At 40.3% G+C, this 16,191-nt stretch carries 12 protein-coding genes; 5 read left to right on the top strand and 7 right to left on the bottom strand.

Features of this window, described 5'->3' with window-relative positions:
- Positions 1-383: 383 nt before the first annotated feature.
- On the top strand, positions 384-2,780 hold the full coding sequence (locus GXP67_RS19230) for a TonB-dependent receptor (protein ID WP_162444631.1): 2,397 nt from the start codon (positions 384-386) through the stop codon (positions 2,778-2,780).
- Here the strand turns inward: GXP67_RS19230 and GXP67_RS19225 are convergent.
- The 6 genes from GXP67_RS19225 to GXP67_RS19200 form a co-directional block, all read right to left on the bottom strand.
- Positions 2,777-3,301, bottom strand: coding sequence for a Rod shape-determining protein MreD (locus GXP67_RS19225; RefSeq protein ID WP_162444630.1), 525 nt, complete (start codon positions 3,299-3,301; stop codon positions 2,777-2,779). The genes GXP67_RS19230 and GXP67_RS19225 overlap by 4 nt on opposite strands.
- Position 3,302: 1 nt before the next feature.
- Positions 3,303-4,157, bottom strand: coding sequence for a rod shape-determining protein MreC (gene mreC / locus GXP67_RS19220; protein WP_162444629.1), 855 nt, complete (start codon positions 4,155-4,157; stop codon positions 3,303-3,305).
- 100 nt (positions 4,158-4,257) lie between these two features.
- Positions 4,258-5,286, bottom strand: coding sequence for a rod shape-determining protein (locus tag GXP67_RS19215; RefSeq protein ID WP_162444628.1), 1,029 nt, complete (start codon positions 5,284-5,286; stop codon positions 4,258-4,260).
- Between the two features lie 248 nt (positions 5,287-5,534).
- Positions 5,535-7,064, bottom strand: coding sequence for a bifunctional phosphoribosylaminoimidazolecarboxamide formyltransferase/IMP cyclohydrolase (gene purH / locus GXP67_RS19210; protein ID WP_162444627.1), 1,530 nt, complete (start codon positions 7,062-7,064; stop codon positions 5,535-5,537).
- Between the two features lie 116 nt (positions 7,065-7,180).
- Positions 7,181-7,756: a phosphoribosylglycinamide formyltransferase gene (purN, locus tag GXP67_RS19205; RefSeq protein ID WP_162444626.1), complete on the bottom strand. Its 576-nt coding sequence runs from the start codon at positions 7,754-7,756 to the stop codon at positions 7,181-7,183.
- Positions 7,757-7,785: 29 nt separating this feature from the next.
- Positions 7,786-8,664, bottom strand: coding sequence for a geranylgeranylglycerol-phosphate geranylgeranyltransferase (locus GXP67_RS19200; protein WP_162444625.1), 879 nt, complete (start codon positions 8,662-8,664; stop codon positions 7,786-7,788).
- 267 nt (positions 8,665-8,931) lie between these two features.
- Between GXP67_RS19200 and GXP67_RS19195 the strand changes: the two genes are divergently transcribed.
- The 4 genes from GXP67_RS19195 (at position 8,932) to GXP67_RS19180 (ending at position 14,294) form a co-directional block, all read left to right on the top strand.
- Entirely contained in the window at positions 8,932-9,576 is a 645-nt protein-coding gene (locus GXP67_RS19195; RefSeq protein ID WP_162444624.1) for a TlpA family protein disulfide reductase, read from the top strand.
- A gap of 22 nt (positions 9,577-9,598) precedes the next feature.
- The gene (locus GXP67_RS19190) at positions 9,599-11,029 is read left to right on the top strand and encodes a GAF domain-containing protein (RefSeq protein WP_162444623.1); all 1,431 of its coding nucleotides are present in this window, start codon (positions 9,599-9,601) and stop codon (positions 11,027-11,029) included.
- Between the two features lie 430 nt (positions 11,030-11,459).
- Entirely contained in the window at positions 11,460-13,364 is a 1,905-nt protein-coding gene (locus tag GXP67_RS19185; RefSeq protein WP_162444622.1) for a GAF domain-containing protein, read from the top strand.
- A 366-nt stretch (positions 13,365-13,730) separates the two neighbouring features.
- Positions 13,731-14,294 (top strand): YfiT family bacillithiol transferase, encoded by a 564-nt coding sequence (locus GXP67_RS19180; protein WP_162444621.1) that lies wholly within the window; start codon positions 13,731-13,733, stop codon positions 14,292-14,294.
- A gap of 179 nt (positions 14,295-14,473) precedes the next feature.
- Here GXP67_RS19180 and GXP67_RS19175 read toward each other — a convergent pair whose 3' ends face one another.
- A complete protein-coding gene (locus tag GXP67_RS19175) occupies positions 14,474-15,883 on the bottom strand; it encodes a hypothetical protein (RefSeq protein WP_162444620.1) in 1,410 nt (469 codons plus the stop codon).
- Between the last annotated feature and the right edge of the window lie 308 nt (positions 15,884-16,191).

Raw genomic sequence — 16,191 nt, 5'->3', positions numbered from 1 at the left:
TTTGGCCCAAAAGCGGCTATTGAAACAGTCTTCATGAAACATCTGCCTGGTTCCTATCATTTCCATAAAGTGCAGCATCAGTTTTTGCCGTTTACCTTTTCAGAAAATAGCTATTGAGGCGCTTCCTGAATATAAAGTCTGCCTTATTTCGAGAAATTTTTCATGGTGTAAACAGCTTTTACCGGATTCAACGTACTGAGCGGTTGCTAACAAACAACAGCTTTATCAGCAAAAAATGGTTGCTCGGAAGTCTGCCTTATAAAATTGAATTTTTATTAGGTAATGTATGGTTTCATGAAAAAAGCCAGCATATGGATTTATTATCAATTTATGTTTAATTTATCTCATTAATTACGGTTTATACTCTTTTACCTGGGAATCTTATGAGACAGTTTTACCAGATTTTTTTACTTCCAGTATTGCTTTTATTTCCCTATCTCATTAATGGCCAGACCTTTACACAAACTGTTAAAGGGCGGATAACAGATAAAGAATCAAAAACCGCCTTACCTGGTGCAGCTATTGCCCTCATGCAAAAAGACAGCCTGCTTAAAGGAACCTCTACCGATGCCGATGGTTATTTCCGGTTAGATAATATACCCCTGGGAAAACATACCATTGAAGTAAGTTATGTAGGCTACCAGAAGTTGAGTCTGCCGGGCATTATTGTAAATTCAGGTAAAGAGGTGGTGTTATCTATAGAGCTGGAAGAAGCAGTGGTTAACATGAATGAGGTAGTGGTAAGAGCAAATAATAAGGAAGGCACCATCAATGAAATGGCCAGTGTGAGTACCCGCACTTTTTCGGTGGAAGAAACTGAGCGCTACGCCGGAAGCCGGCAAGATCCTGCCCGTATGGCTTCTAATTTTGCAGGTGTTCAAGGCACGAATGATTCACGCAATGACATAGTAATCCGGGGAAATTCACCAGCTGGTTTATTGTATAGGTTGGAAGATGTAGATATTCCCAATCCCAACCATTTTGCTATTGCAGGTACTACCGGAGGACCAGTGAGCATTCTGAATAATAAAGTAATTGGTACATCTGATTTTATGACTGGTGCGTTCCCGGCAGAATATGGCAATGCTCTGGCTGGTGTATTCGACTTAAAAATGCGCAATGGCAATAATTCAACGCATGAATTTACCGGGCAATTTGGAATTTTGGGGGTAGAATTATCAGCAGAAGGGCCTATTTCTAAAACTGCCAAATCTTCGTATCTGGCTACCTACCGGTATTCTACCTTACGGATATTTCAGGCACTGGGTATTGAAATCGGAACTACTGCCGTACCTAATTACCAGGATGCTTCGTTCAAACTCAATTTTCCGGTGGGCAAGAAAAGCAACTTTTCTGTATTCGGCATTGGCGGCACCAGCCAGATTGATATTATTGTAAGCAAATTCGCTGAGCCCCCCAGAGACATTTACGGCGATACCGACCGGGACCAGTATTTTGGTTCTACCATGGGTGTGGTGGGTGCTTCATTTAGTCGTTCTATGAGTTCTTCCACTTTTACCAAGCTGACCTTATCCACTTCCGTTTCTAAAAGTAATGCTCACCACGATCTGGTAGACCGAGATACTACACTTAAAGTTATAGGTTTGACACCCATTTTGGGCTATACCTTTTTGCAGGGAAAAAGCACCTTAGCCTGGTATATCAATCACAAGTTTTCGGTACGCAATACAGTAAAAGCTGGCTTCTTTATAGACCGATATCAGTTCAATTTTATAGACAGTGTATCCATAAAAGAGCCGTCAGATACATTCATCAACCGCTTTGATTATAGGGGAAGCACCTTTTTACTGCAACCTTATGTGCAAACCAGACACCGCCTCACTGAAGATCTGACGCTGAATGCAGGGTTACATAGCCAGTTTCTAACACTTAATAATAGTTTTTCACTGGAACCCAGGGTTGGCTTAAAATGGAAATTCTCTCCCACTCAGGCATTAAGTGCAGGATATGGGATTCACAGCCAGATGCAGCCTACGTATATTTATTTTTATCATCTGCCGGTTGCTAATGGATTTGTGATGCACAACAAGAATTTAGGTTTTACCAGAAGTCATCATCTGGTACTATCGTATGATCATACTTTTTCGCCGCACGTTCGCCTGAAAGCAGAAACGTATTATCAATCGTTGTGGGACGTACCGATAAGCATTAAGCCTTCTTCTTTTTCCTTGCTTAACCAGGGTTCAACCTTTGAGCGGTTCTTTCCTGATACGCTTACCAATGCAGGTACCGGAAAAAATTATGGCATTGAACTAACCCTGGAGAAATTTTTCAGCAACCATTACTTTTTTATGGTTACCGGATCTCTGTTCGACTCCAAATATACAGGCAGTGATAAGGTTAAACGGAATACAGATTTTAATGGCAATTTTGCCATGAATCTACTGGCAGGTACTGAATATGCTATCAAAAATAAAACATTTACCTTTGGTGGTAAAATTACCTGGGCTGGCGGAAGGCGTTATTCGCCTGTGGATACTATTTCTACCGTAAAATCAACAGATATCGTGTATATAGATTCCCAAAGGAATTCTCAGCAATTTGACGACTATTTCCGGGCTGACATTAAACTGGGTTTCAAACTCAATAGCCGCAAACTCACCCATGAAATCGCTGTTGACCTGGTAAATGTGCTGAATGTTAAAAACGTACTTTCACTCACGTATACTTATAACCGCTATAATCCCAGCCTGAGCCGGTTGAGAGAAGAGTATCAGCTGGGCTTTTTGCCTTTATTTTACTACAAAGTTGATTTTTAGAAGGAGCGGCTTTTCGAGGTATAGAAAAGGTATTGTATCAGAATGATAATGACACAGGTAAAAACAGTGCTGCACACTACTTTCAGCAGCGTAAACAGAAACAAGCTTAACTGGCTGGCTTCTACAAAGAATAAAATAGTATGATGAATAAAAGTCAGAGACAGCATATATGGTAAAAACCATTCCAGGCCCATACTCTGCATGTTCAGGCGCATGTTTTGTTCGTACCCACCGCGAGGCGTGATAAACATAATTACATAGGGCCGCAGATACATAATAAACGTACTGGCCGCTGCATGAATGCCCATGGTATCGTAAAAAATATCCACCAGCAGACCTGTGCCAAAACCTAGTAAAAGAAGTAATACTGAATTGGTATCAAAAGGAAGCAATAGTAAAAATGCAATGTATATAAAGCAGAACCCTACATCAAACAGCACCATATTCCGCATCAGAAATACCTGCAGTGCCAGATAAATAATAAAATAAAATATACTTAGAATAACGTCTCTTGAATTCATATTAATCTGGTACTACTGCAGTTTCGGTATGCTGCTCCAGAGAATCCTGCTCGGCAATCAGCTTATTTGAAACTATATACACGTATGACAACTTATAGAAATCTGTAGCAAGGGCTACATCTACATTTTCATAAAACCCTGAACTACCGCTCTTTTGGGAGAAATCCTTCACTGTACCTACCATGATGCCTTCCGGATAGAAAGGGTTATAACTGGAAGTTACAATGGTATCTCCTTTTTGCAGATTAATATGCGGAGGCACATCTATCAGGTCTATTTCGCGGGCATTGTATCCGCTCCATTTGGCACTGCCAATCTCACCAGTCTTTTTGAATTTAATGGAGAACTGCATTTTGAGGTGCAAGATAGAAGCCACCGTAGAAAAGTGTTCTGAGCAATACAATACCCGGCCTACTACTCCTTCCGGCGAAATCACACCCATCCGGGGTTGAATACCATCGGCTGTACCTTTATCTAAGGTCAGGTAATTATTAAATTTGCTGGTAGAATTATTAATAACCTTAGCCACCTGGAATTGAAAGCGGCCGGAGACGGCTGAATCAAGCTGGTAAGGTCCAGCTATAGAATCATCTTTTTGATGTTGCAGCTGTGTATAGAGAAAATTCAATCTTGCATTTTCCTGTGCCAGGTCTTCATTTACTTTCCTGAGATTAACAAACTCTACGACAGAGTTAGAAACACTCATGGCTTTTGCCGCATATTTATTGGTGGAATTAAAGAAAGCTGCACTCTGAAATCTGTTATTTTTTACAATAAGCCAGACACTCGCTATTTCCAGCAACACAAAAAAGATGAAGGCTCTGAATTGATAAAAGAAAAGAAATAACCTTTGCATGGGCAGGAAGGTTTGTGTCTATAAATGAACGAGTGCATAAGTAAATAAGTATGTGTTTTGTCACTCATTTACTTATACACTGTCAACTCATAAACTAAAATTAGGTAATTAAAACAGCTTTGAAATTCTTCAGGTTTTTCAGGGCAACGCCTGTACCTCTTACAACCGCCCGTAATGGGTCATCGGCGATATGGATGGGAAGTTTGGTTTTTACAGCCAGTCTTTTATCCAGGCCACGGAGCAATGCGCCTCCACCAGTCAGGTGAATGCCGTTCACATAAATATCTGCAGATAATTCCGGCGGCGACATTTCAAGGGCTTTCAATACAGCTTCTTCTATTTTAGAAACAGATTTATCCAGTGCAAATGCAATCTCTCCGTAAGTAACTTTTATTACCTTTGGAATACCAGTCATTAAATCCCGTCCACGGATCTCATAGTCAGGTGGAGGATTTTCGAGTTCTGTTAATGCAGCGCCTACTTCAATTTTTACTTTCTCGGCAGAACGCTCACCGATCAGCAGATTATGCTGGCGGCGCATATAATCGAGAATGTCTTTGGTAAATACATCACCGGCAATCCGGATCGACTGCTCACATACAATACCTGACAGGGCAATGACGGCAATTTCTGTAGTACCTCCTCCAATATCCACAATCATAGAACCCATCGGCTGTTCGATATCAATTCCGATACCAATGGCAGCGGCAATAGGCTCATGAATCATGTATACTTCTTTGGCACCAGCATGTTCAGCAGAATCTTTTACCGCCCGTTTTTCTACCTCTGTAATACCAGATGGAATACAAATTACCATGCGGTGAGAAGGAGTAAAAAAGCGGCTGCCGGTATTGATCATCTTAATCATCCCCCGGATCATCTGTTCGGCGGCTGTAAAGTCGGCTATTACACCATCTTTCAGCGGACGAATGGTTTTAATATTCTCATGGGTTTTTTCATGCATCTGCATGGCCTCCTTACCAATGGCTAATACCCGGCTGGGAACATTTCTGTCGATGGCAATAATAGAAGGCTCGTCAACTACAATCTTATCTTTATAAATAATGAGGGTGTTAGCTGTTCCAAGATCAATGGCAATGTCGCTGGTAAGAAAACTGAATAATCCCATATTCGTTTAAATTCTCCTGTTTAAAGTGATTCTTCAGAATCACGAAATTTAGTAATTAATTGTATATATTTTGTCGGCTGGAAAAGCTTTTTTGTTTGCGTTTTGCTATTGTTAAACGCCAAAAGCGCTGAATAATTTTTATGCAATATCACTCTAATTATTATTTTAAATATGTTTTTAAATGAAAAAAATATTACACTGATAACATATTCAGCAATATAGCACATATTCCGCCGGCAAGTATCCTGTTAATGTTTGAAATGCCGGATACCAGTGAAAGCCATTGCCATTCCATTGGCATCACAGTAAGCAATGGAATCCTGATCTTTGATAGACCCACCTGGCTGTACAACTACCTGAACACCAACCTTATGAGCAATTTCTACGCAGTCCGGAAAAGGAAAAAAAGCATCAGAAGCCATTACTGAACCTTCTAAATCAAAACCGAAATTCCGTGCTTTTTCAATAGCCTGTTTTAAGGCATCTACCCGTGAAGTCTGGCCTACCCCGCTTGCCAGAAGTTGTCCGTTTTTAGCCAAAACTATTGTATTTGACTTGGTATGTTTCGCCAGTTTTATTGCAAAAACAAGCGCTTCTTTCTCCTCTGGGGTTACCTGCCGCTTGGTTACCGGGCGAAGTTCATCCAAAGTCTCGGTGTGTTTATCAATGTCTTGCCGGATTATGCCGTTAAGTAAGGTTTTAACAGAAACAGCCGGTAAGCTCACCTGTTTTCGTTTTAAAACAATTCTATTTTTTTTACCCTTTGTTAACAGAGATAAAGCTTCCGGCTGATAAGAGGGAGCTATTAATACTTCAAAAAATAGTTTATTCAATTCGTCAGCCGCTGCTACATCTACCTCACTATTTGTAATCAATACACCACCAAAGGCTGAAACAGGATCTGCAACCAGGGATTTCAGATACGCTTCTTTCACAGAAACGCCAGTAGCTGCACCGCAGGCATTGGTATGTTTCAAAATGGCAAATGCTGTTTCGCCAGTAAACTCATCGATCAGCATAACAGCGGCGTCAATGTCCACTAAATTATTATAGGATAATTCTTTTCCGTTCAATTGCTCAAACATAGCTTCCAGGTCGCCATGAAAATATCCGGCCTGGTGTGGGTTTTCGCCGTAGCGGAGTTTTTTGGCACTTTGCAAACTCAGTTTATAAGAAGAAATAGCAGAATCAGCATTAAAATAACTGAAAATAGCTGAGTCGTAATGAGAGGTGATATCAAAAGCCTGGGCAGCAAAATGTTTGCGTTCAACCAGGGAAGTTGCTCCATTTTTCTCCCGGAGCAGATTTTCCAAAGCGGCATACTGTGTTCTGGAAGAGACAATTACTACATCCCCAAAGTTTTTAGCTGCCGCCCGTATCAGGGAAATACCTCCAATATCAATTTTTTCGATGATATCTTCTTCGCCAGCACCGGAAGCTACTGTCTCTTCAAAAGGATATAAATCTACAATTACCAGATCAATTGGAGGAATTTCATAAGTCGCCACCTGCTCCTGATCGGAGTGGTCTTCGCGACGGGATAATATTCCTCCAAATACTTTCGGATGCAGGGTTTTTACCCGGCCTCCCAGAATAGAGGGATATCCGGTTAAATCTTCTACCGCCGTTACCGGAATGTTTAATTTTTCGAGAAAAGTCTGGGTACCACCAGTAGAATACAATTGTACGCCTTGCTCGTGCAGCAAACGGGCAATGGGTTCGAGGCCATCTTTATAAAATACGGAAATAAGGGCTGATTTAATTTTTTTGGAAGACATTGATGTATAAATCGGTGATTTTAGGTAACAAATAGAAAAATTTCTGGCGTGGTTGCAGCCTTTTGATATGTAATTATGCGCTGTTGTGATTTTGCGCGAAATTACATCTTTATCTGTCAATATACATTTTTTAGAATTACTTTTTCTATCACTTCCGCAAAGTGCATATGTTCTAAAATTTGAACTTTGTGGGCTACTTCTTCTGCTGTATCGCCTGGCTCTACGGCACAAGTGGCCTGAAAAAGAACTTCTCCTTCGTCGTATTTTTCGTTTACCAGGTGAATGGTAATGCCGGTATGGGTTTCTTTATTTTCTACTACGGCCTGGTGTACCCGCATGCCATACATTCCTTTTCCCCCAAATTTGGGTAATAGTGCCGGATGAATATTAATGATGCGGTTGGCATACTGTTGTATTAGGTTATGAGGCACCAGCCATAAAAAACCAGCCAGTATCACCCACTGTATATGATGTTGCTGAAGCGTCTCTAACACTTTACCGCTTTGATAAAATTCTTCCCGGGTAAATACACTTACCGGAATTCCTGCCTGGGTAGCGACCTCAGTTACCAGCGCACTTGGATTATTTGTTAGTATCAGAGTAACCTGTATCTGAGGATGTGCAGCAAAATAGTTAATAATTTTGCGGGCATTGCTGCCAGTACCGGAAGCGAAAATAGCTATATGGATCACGTTGGTTTGTTTATAGTAGTCTATTCCTTTTACACCCATACCATACTTAGCACGCCACTCAGCATAATTACTTTACATAGACTGCTGAGGTAGGCAAAATCTTTTTTAGTATCTGCCCGGATGAGTTTAAAAGTAAGCCAGCTCACCGGAAGGAGTATAAAGAAACAAAAGTAGGTAATAAGTATATGATCCAGGTAGATAGAAAGCACAAATAAAACCAGCAGAAAAGAAGCGATCAGCAGGTATAGTAATGTTTTGGTGCGGCGGATTCCCCAGATGATCGGCAAAGTCTGGCAGCCAAAAGTAGCATCGCCTTTCACGTCTTCCATATCTTTAATAATCTCACGGATCAAGGAAATAAAGAAAGCGAAGAAAGCAAAAATGTATACCATAAACTCATTTCTGGGAGCATACACATATATTACCATGACTGAAACTGCAGTTAAGGAAGCTATCACAAAATTACCGGTAAAAGGCAGCCGTTTCAGTTGGTTGGAATACAGCCATAAGAGAAACCCGGAAACAAAAGTAATAGCCCCGATTTTCAGGCTGATGCCAAAAGCAATAAGTACACCTATTATATTCAAAATAATATGAGCAGCCAGTGCTTTGCGCCGCCGGAGCAATCTGCCTACTACTACCCGTTTTGGTTTGTTGATGGTGTCTATTTTAATATCGTAATAATCATTAATAATATATCCGGCGGCGGCAACCAGTACGGTAGACAATGATAGCAGCATCAATTTCATGTCGGTGATATGTTGCCACCAGTTTTCTTTGGGGCCAATCAGGAAGATACGGGTAATATACTGGGTGAGTACAATAATCAGCAGATTGGGCAGGCGCACCAGCTTGATAAAGCCCAGCAAGAGTATAAGTTTAGCCTTCGACCTGCGGGAAATGCGCATACATCTGTTTTTGGTAAAGGTACCGTAGTTTCGCTGGAATTACAACGTAGCGGCATTTCCATTATACATATGTATACCTATTATTTTATATTCTTATGGGTTTAACGGTTTGATATAAACGATTTTACCCTTACGCATATCAGTTTTATTACATCCGCTAAACAAGGCCAATTCTGTAGAAATAGGAAATCATCTGGCCACCTGTTAATTTAATATACCAGCCAGCTCTCCGTCATTTAAGTTTCTCATATTTAATTATTAAGGAGTATGAAAAAGCGCATCTTACTCGCAAGTTCGCTTTTGGTCATTATCTTTGGTTCAATAGGTGCTATATTCTGGTATCAGGAAAGCCAGTATCTGTTACCTACACCTGTGCCAAGAAATTATCATCCGGTAGCTATTGGCCAAAGCATTACTACAGAAGATCAACTATTGCCGTATTTTCAGTCAGGCAAACCTGTATTCCTGCATTTCTTCAATCCTCATTGTCCGTGTTCGAGATTTAATATAGAGCATTTCAGTAGCTTGGTAAAAACCTATGGACAGCAACTCACTTTCATTGCTGTTATCCAAACGGAAGATGATATAAATGCCAGTGCGCATTTTGAAGGGAAGTATGATCTGCATATACCAGTTGTAGTGGATACCAATAAACAAATCGCTAAAGCTTATGGTGTGTATGCTACGCCACAAGCGGTTTTAATAACTAAAAACAACAGTATTTATTACAGAGGCAATTATAATAAGTCGAGGTATTGCACAAACAAGAACTCCAATTTTGCCCAGATGGCTATCGACTCTTTACTGGCTGGCAATCATACTCCTGAATTTATTGAGCTAGCTTCAAAAGCATATGGCTGTGAGTTACCGGATTCCACTCAGGCAATATCATTCATAAATATATTCAATTAATATACTACAACGGGTTGTACAAATGACAAATACTTCTACTCTTTCATCTTCGTCTCAGGAAATGAAACCTTTTATTGAAACAATTTATAAGAAGGCAGGCACAGTGATTAATCTGGTTCTGGTGGCTTATTTCTGTTTTGGCTTATTTCTGGCTTTTTTTTATGATACCTGGTTTATTGCCATTAGTGTGGGCGGGCTTTGCCTGGCGGCCTGCTACCTGAGCAAAATCTTATTGCCAGCACATACCCTCTACCAGTATGTAATAAGTGCTATACTGGCCGTGTTTATGGCGCAATTTATTTACCAGATGCATGGTATGTTTGAAATGCACTTTTTTGCATTCCTGGGCGCTGTATTACTAATAACCTATCAAAACTGGAAATTACAAATTCCTTTAATTCTACTTATTGTAGTTCACCACGCAGGCTTTGCTTATTTACAATATGCTGGTTTCAAAGAAGTATATTTTACCCAGCTCGATTATATGACTCTGGAGGCTTTTCTGTTCCATGCAGCCCTGGCAGCCGCTATTGTGTTTATTTGTGGGCTATGGGCATTTCAGCTCCACCGGTCAACTTTAGAAAACGCCAGTAATACCCTGCAATTACGTCACCAGCTTCGGAATATGGAACAAAATATTGCCTTTGCAGAATTTATAAGTAAAGGAAACCAGGAGGCTGAACATAATTTTACAGCAGAAGATAAATTGGGGATAGCATTATCACAAATGCGCAGCAGTTTGTTGCAAGCCAGGCAAAAAGAAGAACAAGACCGGTTTACGAATGTAGGGCTTGCTGAAATTAGTGAAATGCTCCGGAACTCAGGCTTGAATACGCAAGAACTTTCCATCCAGCTCATCTCCAAACTGGTAAAATACATAGGAGTTAACCAGGGTGGTTTGTTCATTGTAGAAAATCCTGAACAGCCACAACTTGTGTTAAGCGGTTGTTATGCCTATGACCGGGTAAAACACCTCAAAAAAACCATAGAAGCCGGAGAAGGATTACTCGGACAAGTACTGTTAGAAAAAGACACCATATATATTACAGAGCTGCCTGCTGAGTACATCCAGATTACTTCCGGACTGGGAAAAGCAAATCCAACCTGTATTCTGATTATTCCGCTAAAAACCAATGACACCATAGTAGGTGCTATAGAAATGGCTTCATTTACAGAAATCCCTGCTTACAAAATTAGTTTCCTGGAAAAAATTGGTGAAAGTATAGCAGCTACGATTGTTTCTGCCAGGGTAAATCAACAAACAACCAAATTACTCGATGAATTCCAGGTGATGAATGAACAAATGAGGTCACAGGAAGAGGAAATGCGCCAGAATATGGAAGAACTACAGGCAACCCAGGAAGAGTTACAGCGCAAGGTAGAAGAGTACAATGAGCGTATGCATGAAAAAGACAGGAGGATAAAATCGCTGGAAGGCAAATTAAATTCCTGACAGATACTTTTCTGATATAGCGGCAGGAAAGCTACGGATGTAAGGTAAAACTATACATTATACCCTTTTTAGGCTGCCATTCCTGGTTATGATGAAAACAGGTATAAAACCGGGATTATATCAGCATTCTGACTACTGTAAAGCCAGCTATTAACAATATTCCGATAGCCATTATTCAATTTATACGGGCAATATGGGTTTACTGCAGTTTTAAATAGGGATGGTTGTAATGTTATATTTTTCTGTATTCTCAATTTTCTGTTTTAAAGTAAAGCAAAATGCTGTTTTTTTCATGCCTTCCTCCATTTTACCAAAACCAATCAAACAGATTATATTTTAAATTCAAACTTTAAGGTAACATATAGTATCAGTTTTTTATTCGCATTACACATAAAAGCCAATTTTTTAATTAATCGTTTTTGATTACGCTATGAAAAAAGTAAACATTCGTATCAGTCAGAAAATAATGGGTGGTTTTTTGGCTATCATATTTATTTTCATTCTCAATGCTGTAATTGGCTTGTTTTCGCTCAAAAAGAGCAGTGATATTCTTCAGGAAACTTCCCAGATTGTTGACCCATCTAAAGAAGCATTAAATGACTTTAACTTGCTCAGCATCAATTCACGGATGTACATCACCAATTGGGTGTATCTTCGGGCAAATGAGGAGGACAAAACAGCCCTGAAAAAAATTCACCAGACGGAATACGCAGCGCTGAAAGGCAGAATAAATGCCCTGAAAGCTTCCTGGGAAAAGAAACAGCAACAAAAAATAGATGCTGTGTTTTCTAAATTCGATTCACTCTTGTTAGTAGAAGCAGAGATTATGACCGATCTGGCTTCTTTTGAGGATTACGAAGATGAAGCTAAAAAATTCAGTAACCAGATGAGGATAGATGATGAGGTTCTTCCCAAAAGTAAACAGATTTCCCTGCAACTGAATGATATTATTAAAAGCCAGAAGAATGAAATAACCAGGTCAGATGCAGCTTTGCTAAGTTCCTTTGATAATCTGCGTATGGCTATTCTGGGCTCTGGTTTATTGTGTATTGTAGTAGGCATTCTGGCGGCTTTTATGCTTACCAGAAATATTACTTCCCCCATCAACTATATACGCGATATTATTCAGCAATTAGGTAAAGGAGAGTTACCGCAAGACCAGAAAAAGAAATTTGGCAATGACGAGATTGGCGAAATGGCCGAAGCGGTAAACAAACTGGTAACCGGCTTACGTTCTACTTCTCTGTTTGCCGAGAATATTGGAAATGGTCACTACCAGGCTGATTTTGCCCCTTTGAGTAATAATGACGTACTGGGTAATGCCTTAATTAACATGCGTAATAACCTGGAAAAAGTAGCAGAAGATGATAAACAGAGAAACTGGACTACAGAAGGAATTGCTAAGTTCAGCGAAATTCTCCGGAGTAATAACGATACGCTCTCCAAGCTTTCAGATGATATTATCTCTAATCTTGTAAAGTATGTAAAAGCCAACCAGGGAGGATTATTCATTATTAATGATACTGAACAAGACCATTATCTGGAACTGAAAGCTTGCTACGCCTGGGATAAAAAGAAGTACCTCGAACAGAAAATCTACGAAGGAGAAGGCCTGACCGGACAAGCCTGGCAGGAGAAGGAAAGCATCTATCTGACAGAAGTGCCCCAGAATTATATCAGCATTACATCCGGTTTGGGTGAATCCAATCCCAGAAGTATCCTCATCGTACCATTGAAAGTAAATGAGCAGATATTTGGTGTAATTGAACTTGCTTCCTTTAATGAGTTTGCTGAATTTGAGGTAGAATTTATCGAAAAAATTGCTGAAAGTATTGCTTCTACTATCTCCACTGTTAAAATTAATGAGCAGACTCAGCGGTTGTTGCAGGATTCTACCATGCTGACCGAACAGATGCGGGCACAGGAAGAAGAAATGCGCCAGAATATGGAAGAACTGCAGGCAACCCAGGAAGAAATGGAACGGGCACAGAAAGATGCAAAAGCCCGTGAGATCATTTTTGATAAAACCCAGTTTATTGTGGAATTTGATAATCAGTTTAAGATTACGTATGCCAATCAGCCTTTACAGTCGTTCCTGCATGTAGAATCAAGAGAGATCCTCGGCAAGCCCATTCAAGTACTGCTGGACACAAATTATATTGATAATGCCAAACAATTACTCGAGATTGGAAATATATGGAGTGAAATTGTGCAGTTAAAAAATAAAAACGGAGAAAAAATACAGGCCAAGGCTTCCGCCGGAATTATTTCCGATGATGAAATGGATGGTAAATACCTGATGATCTTTGATGGTCCTGAGATTCTCCGTAGTTAAGTAAGTCCGTTTAGAATAGCTTTTTTTCAATTCTTTACTAACGAGTTGATACAATCAAGCAGAGGTCATGCATCCTCTGCTTGATTTTTTTAAGTATTCCTTCAATACGTATATACCTGTAAATCCATCAGCAGTCCTCTATTCTATACTCTATTTCATAGGCAAATTATAACAGCATAAACCCTGATGTATTAATTTCTGATGAACAACTGACTACTACATATATACCGGTATTCTTTATCAGATAGCTAATAGTAAAATCGAAAGCCGTATATGCAATGCTATTTCTGGTAGTATTAATTGTGTCTCATTGACTTTGTGAAGGATTCAGTATAACTAGCATTTCTAACTTTACCATCACCACAAATGGAGCATTTACAGTATCCTATTGGGCGTTTTTCAGCCCAAACAAACTACACTGCCAAAGAGATACAAGCACTTATAACCACTATGGAGCGTTCTCCCGAGAGGTATCATACACTTTTATTACCCCTTACTGAACAAGAATTAGCTAAAACCTACCGCTCCGGAAGCTGGACAGTAAGACAATTACTACATCACGTGGCAGATGTGCATATGCTCAATTTTCTGCGGATCAAAAAGACGCTGACGGAAGAAAATTATATTGCTACTACCATAGAAATGAATGCCTGGGCGCTTACCAGTGATTCCCTGACAGCACCGGTTGATTATTCACTTTTGATGCTGGAAGGCATTAATAAGCGTTTTGTGTATGTAGTGAAAAGTATGAGTGAGGAAGACTTTAGCAAAAGCTATTATCATCCTGTCAGGCAAATGCAGTTTGATCTTAGACAAGCTGTACATATGGCAGTCTGGCATCTGGAACACCACCAGGCACATATAGAGCTTGCTTTAGGGCTGACGCCACATAAATTTAACCTGGAACAAGTTGCAGAAACTATAAATTAGTGTAAACAAAGTGCCTGGCTTATCTGGATACACGCTTAACAGATTATTGCTTCTGCAGAATAATATCCATGACAAAGCCGGGCTGTTGTTAGCGCATGGTTTATAAAGCATTCACAAAAAGACTTAGCTTCTGTGGCTAAGTCTTTTTTGTGAACATCAAGGTATAATATGGAATTTTACTAACGGCTGGAACCAGCACTCATCAGGCCCGGAAACAGGCGGATATAGGTCTCAAAAGAAAGCGGATTTTTGCCATACAATCCTTGCAGTGAATGATCCACACCATACCAGGTGCCTTGTACGCCAATAGCAAGATTGGTATTCGCTACCTTAAATAGGTTCTGGTTAACACCCAGGGTAAGTGCATTTACCGGAAAAAGCTTGCCATGTCCAAATATTTCTTCATCTAGCAACAGTTCTTCGGCCGACTTTTGTACCCATTCATATTTACCGTAAATAGCCGTTTTGTTTAAATTCAGCGCGCTTTCTACCAGAGCAGAATGTTGGGGATCATGGTGGCCTTTTACGGCTTTGTTGTATCCCCAGACAGCAGCCGAATTGATGGAAGTTTTTGCACCCAGCTTTTTAGCATGAACCACAGAAGCTGTGGTTTTATTTACATCTTCCCTCGGACCTAATTCATGTACATCTTTCACCCAGGCCTGAGATACTTGTAAAGCCCATTCTGGAGTAGGATTATACGATACTCTGGCTGACCAGGAATCAAACCTGGGCGTATCAAATCCGAATCGTTCTTCATTAGGCTCACGGCCGGTAAAATTAGAACCTTCTATTTTGAAATTCTTATACCGTAATCCTAATGTACTTACCCCAAAAGTAATATGGGTAGCATCCTGCCAGTGATGCCCGATAGGTGCATCCGGATTATATAAGCTGGACGGACGGTGCATAAATGCCACCGGACCAAAGGCTGGTTCTCCCGGAAAGCCAACATACACAAAAGCATCTACATCCGGTGAAAAAGCATGCGTATACGCTACCGAAAGTTCAGAAAACAGGTCATGTGGGTGTTGTTTATCTACCAGAGATTTGCCTTTCCAGGTTTCTCCTGATTGGAACAGCAGCGGATATCCACCTCCTTCTACCGTTAAACGGTCCAGGGAAAGCATGGCACTAAACCGGAACAAACCCTTTTCTCCTACCCTTCTTTGTCCCATACCCATAACCCAGTTGGGGGCATCGAACCTAGAGCCTCCCCTGGAGCCTTTGTTGCTGATATCATGATTGGTATAGCGTAAAAACAGGTTACCATGAAACATATACATCCATTTTTTAGAATGAACCATATAGCCATACATAGGAGCGGCGTCAGGCAACCAGCCAGTACCGGAGCCATTGCGGTTCATGGGCAGATTCAGGGAAAAAGCATGAGACATAGGTGCTCCATGCATAGAATGTCCGGAACTCGTTTCCTGTACAGGCTTTTCAGTTGTATGCCCAGCATGAGGCTGCTGATGCGAAATACTATCTGGTGGTGGTGTATGATGGTGGTGTTCATTTTGGGCAGAGGCGACCTGAGTTGCCACTAGCAACCCTATCATCCATAAAAAGGTGTGTATTTTTTTCATATCTTCTTTATTTCGTTATACAATCCGTTCAGAAAGGACAGCATCGGAGTTTCTATTCATTTCTCTTTTACAAGTATTCTATGATATAAACTGCCCTGGATTTTCCGGTAAGAGCTTTTAGCACATTCCATCAGCTATACTTTAAAAAGCCAAGTTTCATGAACATATATTTACGTTCCTTTCTTTATACAAAGTTACTTTACCTGCCCCTGGAAGGCTTTACACAAAAACCGGAATCATTCATATAATTTCAGGCAGGCTATTCGTGCTCTTTAACCATTTCGGTTGATGAAAACTTAAGTTGGCAG

This window comes from Rhodocytophaga rosea (assembly GCF_010119975.1).
In the GTDB taxonomy this organism is placed as follows: Bacteria; Bacteroidota; Bacteroidia; order Cytophagales; family 172606-1; genus Rhodocytophaga; species Rhodocytophaga rosea.
Note: the sequence above shows the minus strand (reverse complement) of the source record. Positions and strands in the feature narration are given on the sequence as shown.

Bases quoted from the DNA above. Each gene is read 5' to 3' on its own strand.
- GXP67_RS19230 (WP_162444631.1), top strand. From the start codon at position 384: ATGAGACAGTTTTACCAGATTTTTTTACTTCCAGTATTGCTTTTATTT.
- GXP67_RS19225 (WP_162444630.1), bottom strand. From the start codon at position 3,301: ATGAATTCAAGAGACGTTATTCTAAGTATATTTTATTTTATTATTTAT.
- mreC (WP_162444629.1), bottom strand. From the start codon at position 4,157: ATGCAAAGGTTATTTCTTTTCTTTTATCAATTCAGAGCCTTCATCTTT.
- GXP67_RS19215 (WP_162444628.1), bottom strand. From the start codon at position 5,286: ATGGGATTATTCAGTTTTCTTACCAGCGACATTGCCATTGATCTTGGA.
- purH (WP_162444627.1), bottom strand. From the start codon at position 7,064: ATGTCTTCCAAAAAAATTAAATCAGCCCTTATTTCCGTATTTTATAAA.
- GXP67_RS19200 (WP_162444625.1), bottom strand. From the start codon at position 8,664: ATGCGCATTTCCCGCAGGTCGAAGGCTAAACTTATACTCTTGCTGGGC.
- GXP67_RS19195 (WP_162444624.1), top strand. From the start codon at position 8,932: ATGAAAAAGCGCATCTTACTCGCAAGTTCGCTTTTGGTCATTATCTTT.
- GXP67_RS19190 (WP_162444623.1), top strand. From the start codon at position 9,599: ATGACAAATACTTCTACTCTTTCATCTTCGTCTCAGGAAATGAAACCT.
- GXP67_RS19185 (WP_162444622.1), top strand. From the start codon at position 11,460: ATGAAAAAAGTAAACATTCGTATCAGTCAGAAAATAATGGGTGGTTTT.
- GXP67_RS19180 (WP_162444621.1), top strand. From the start codon at position 13,731: ATGGAGCATTTACAGTATCCTATTGGGCGTTTTTCAGCCCAAACAAAC.
- GXP67_RS19175 (WP_162444620.1), bottom strand. From the start codon at position 15,883: ATGAAAAAAATACACACCTTTTTATGGATGATAGGGTTGCTAGTGGCA.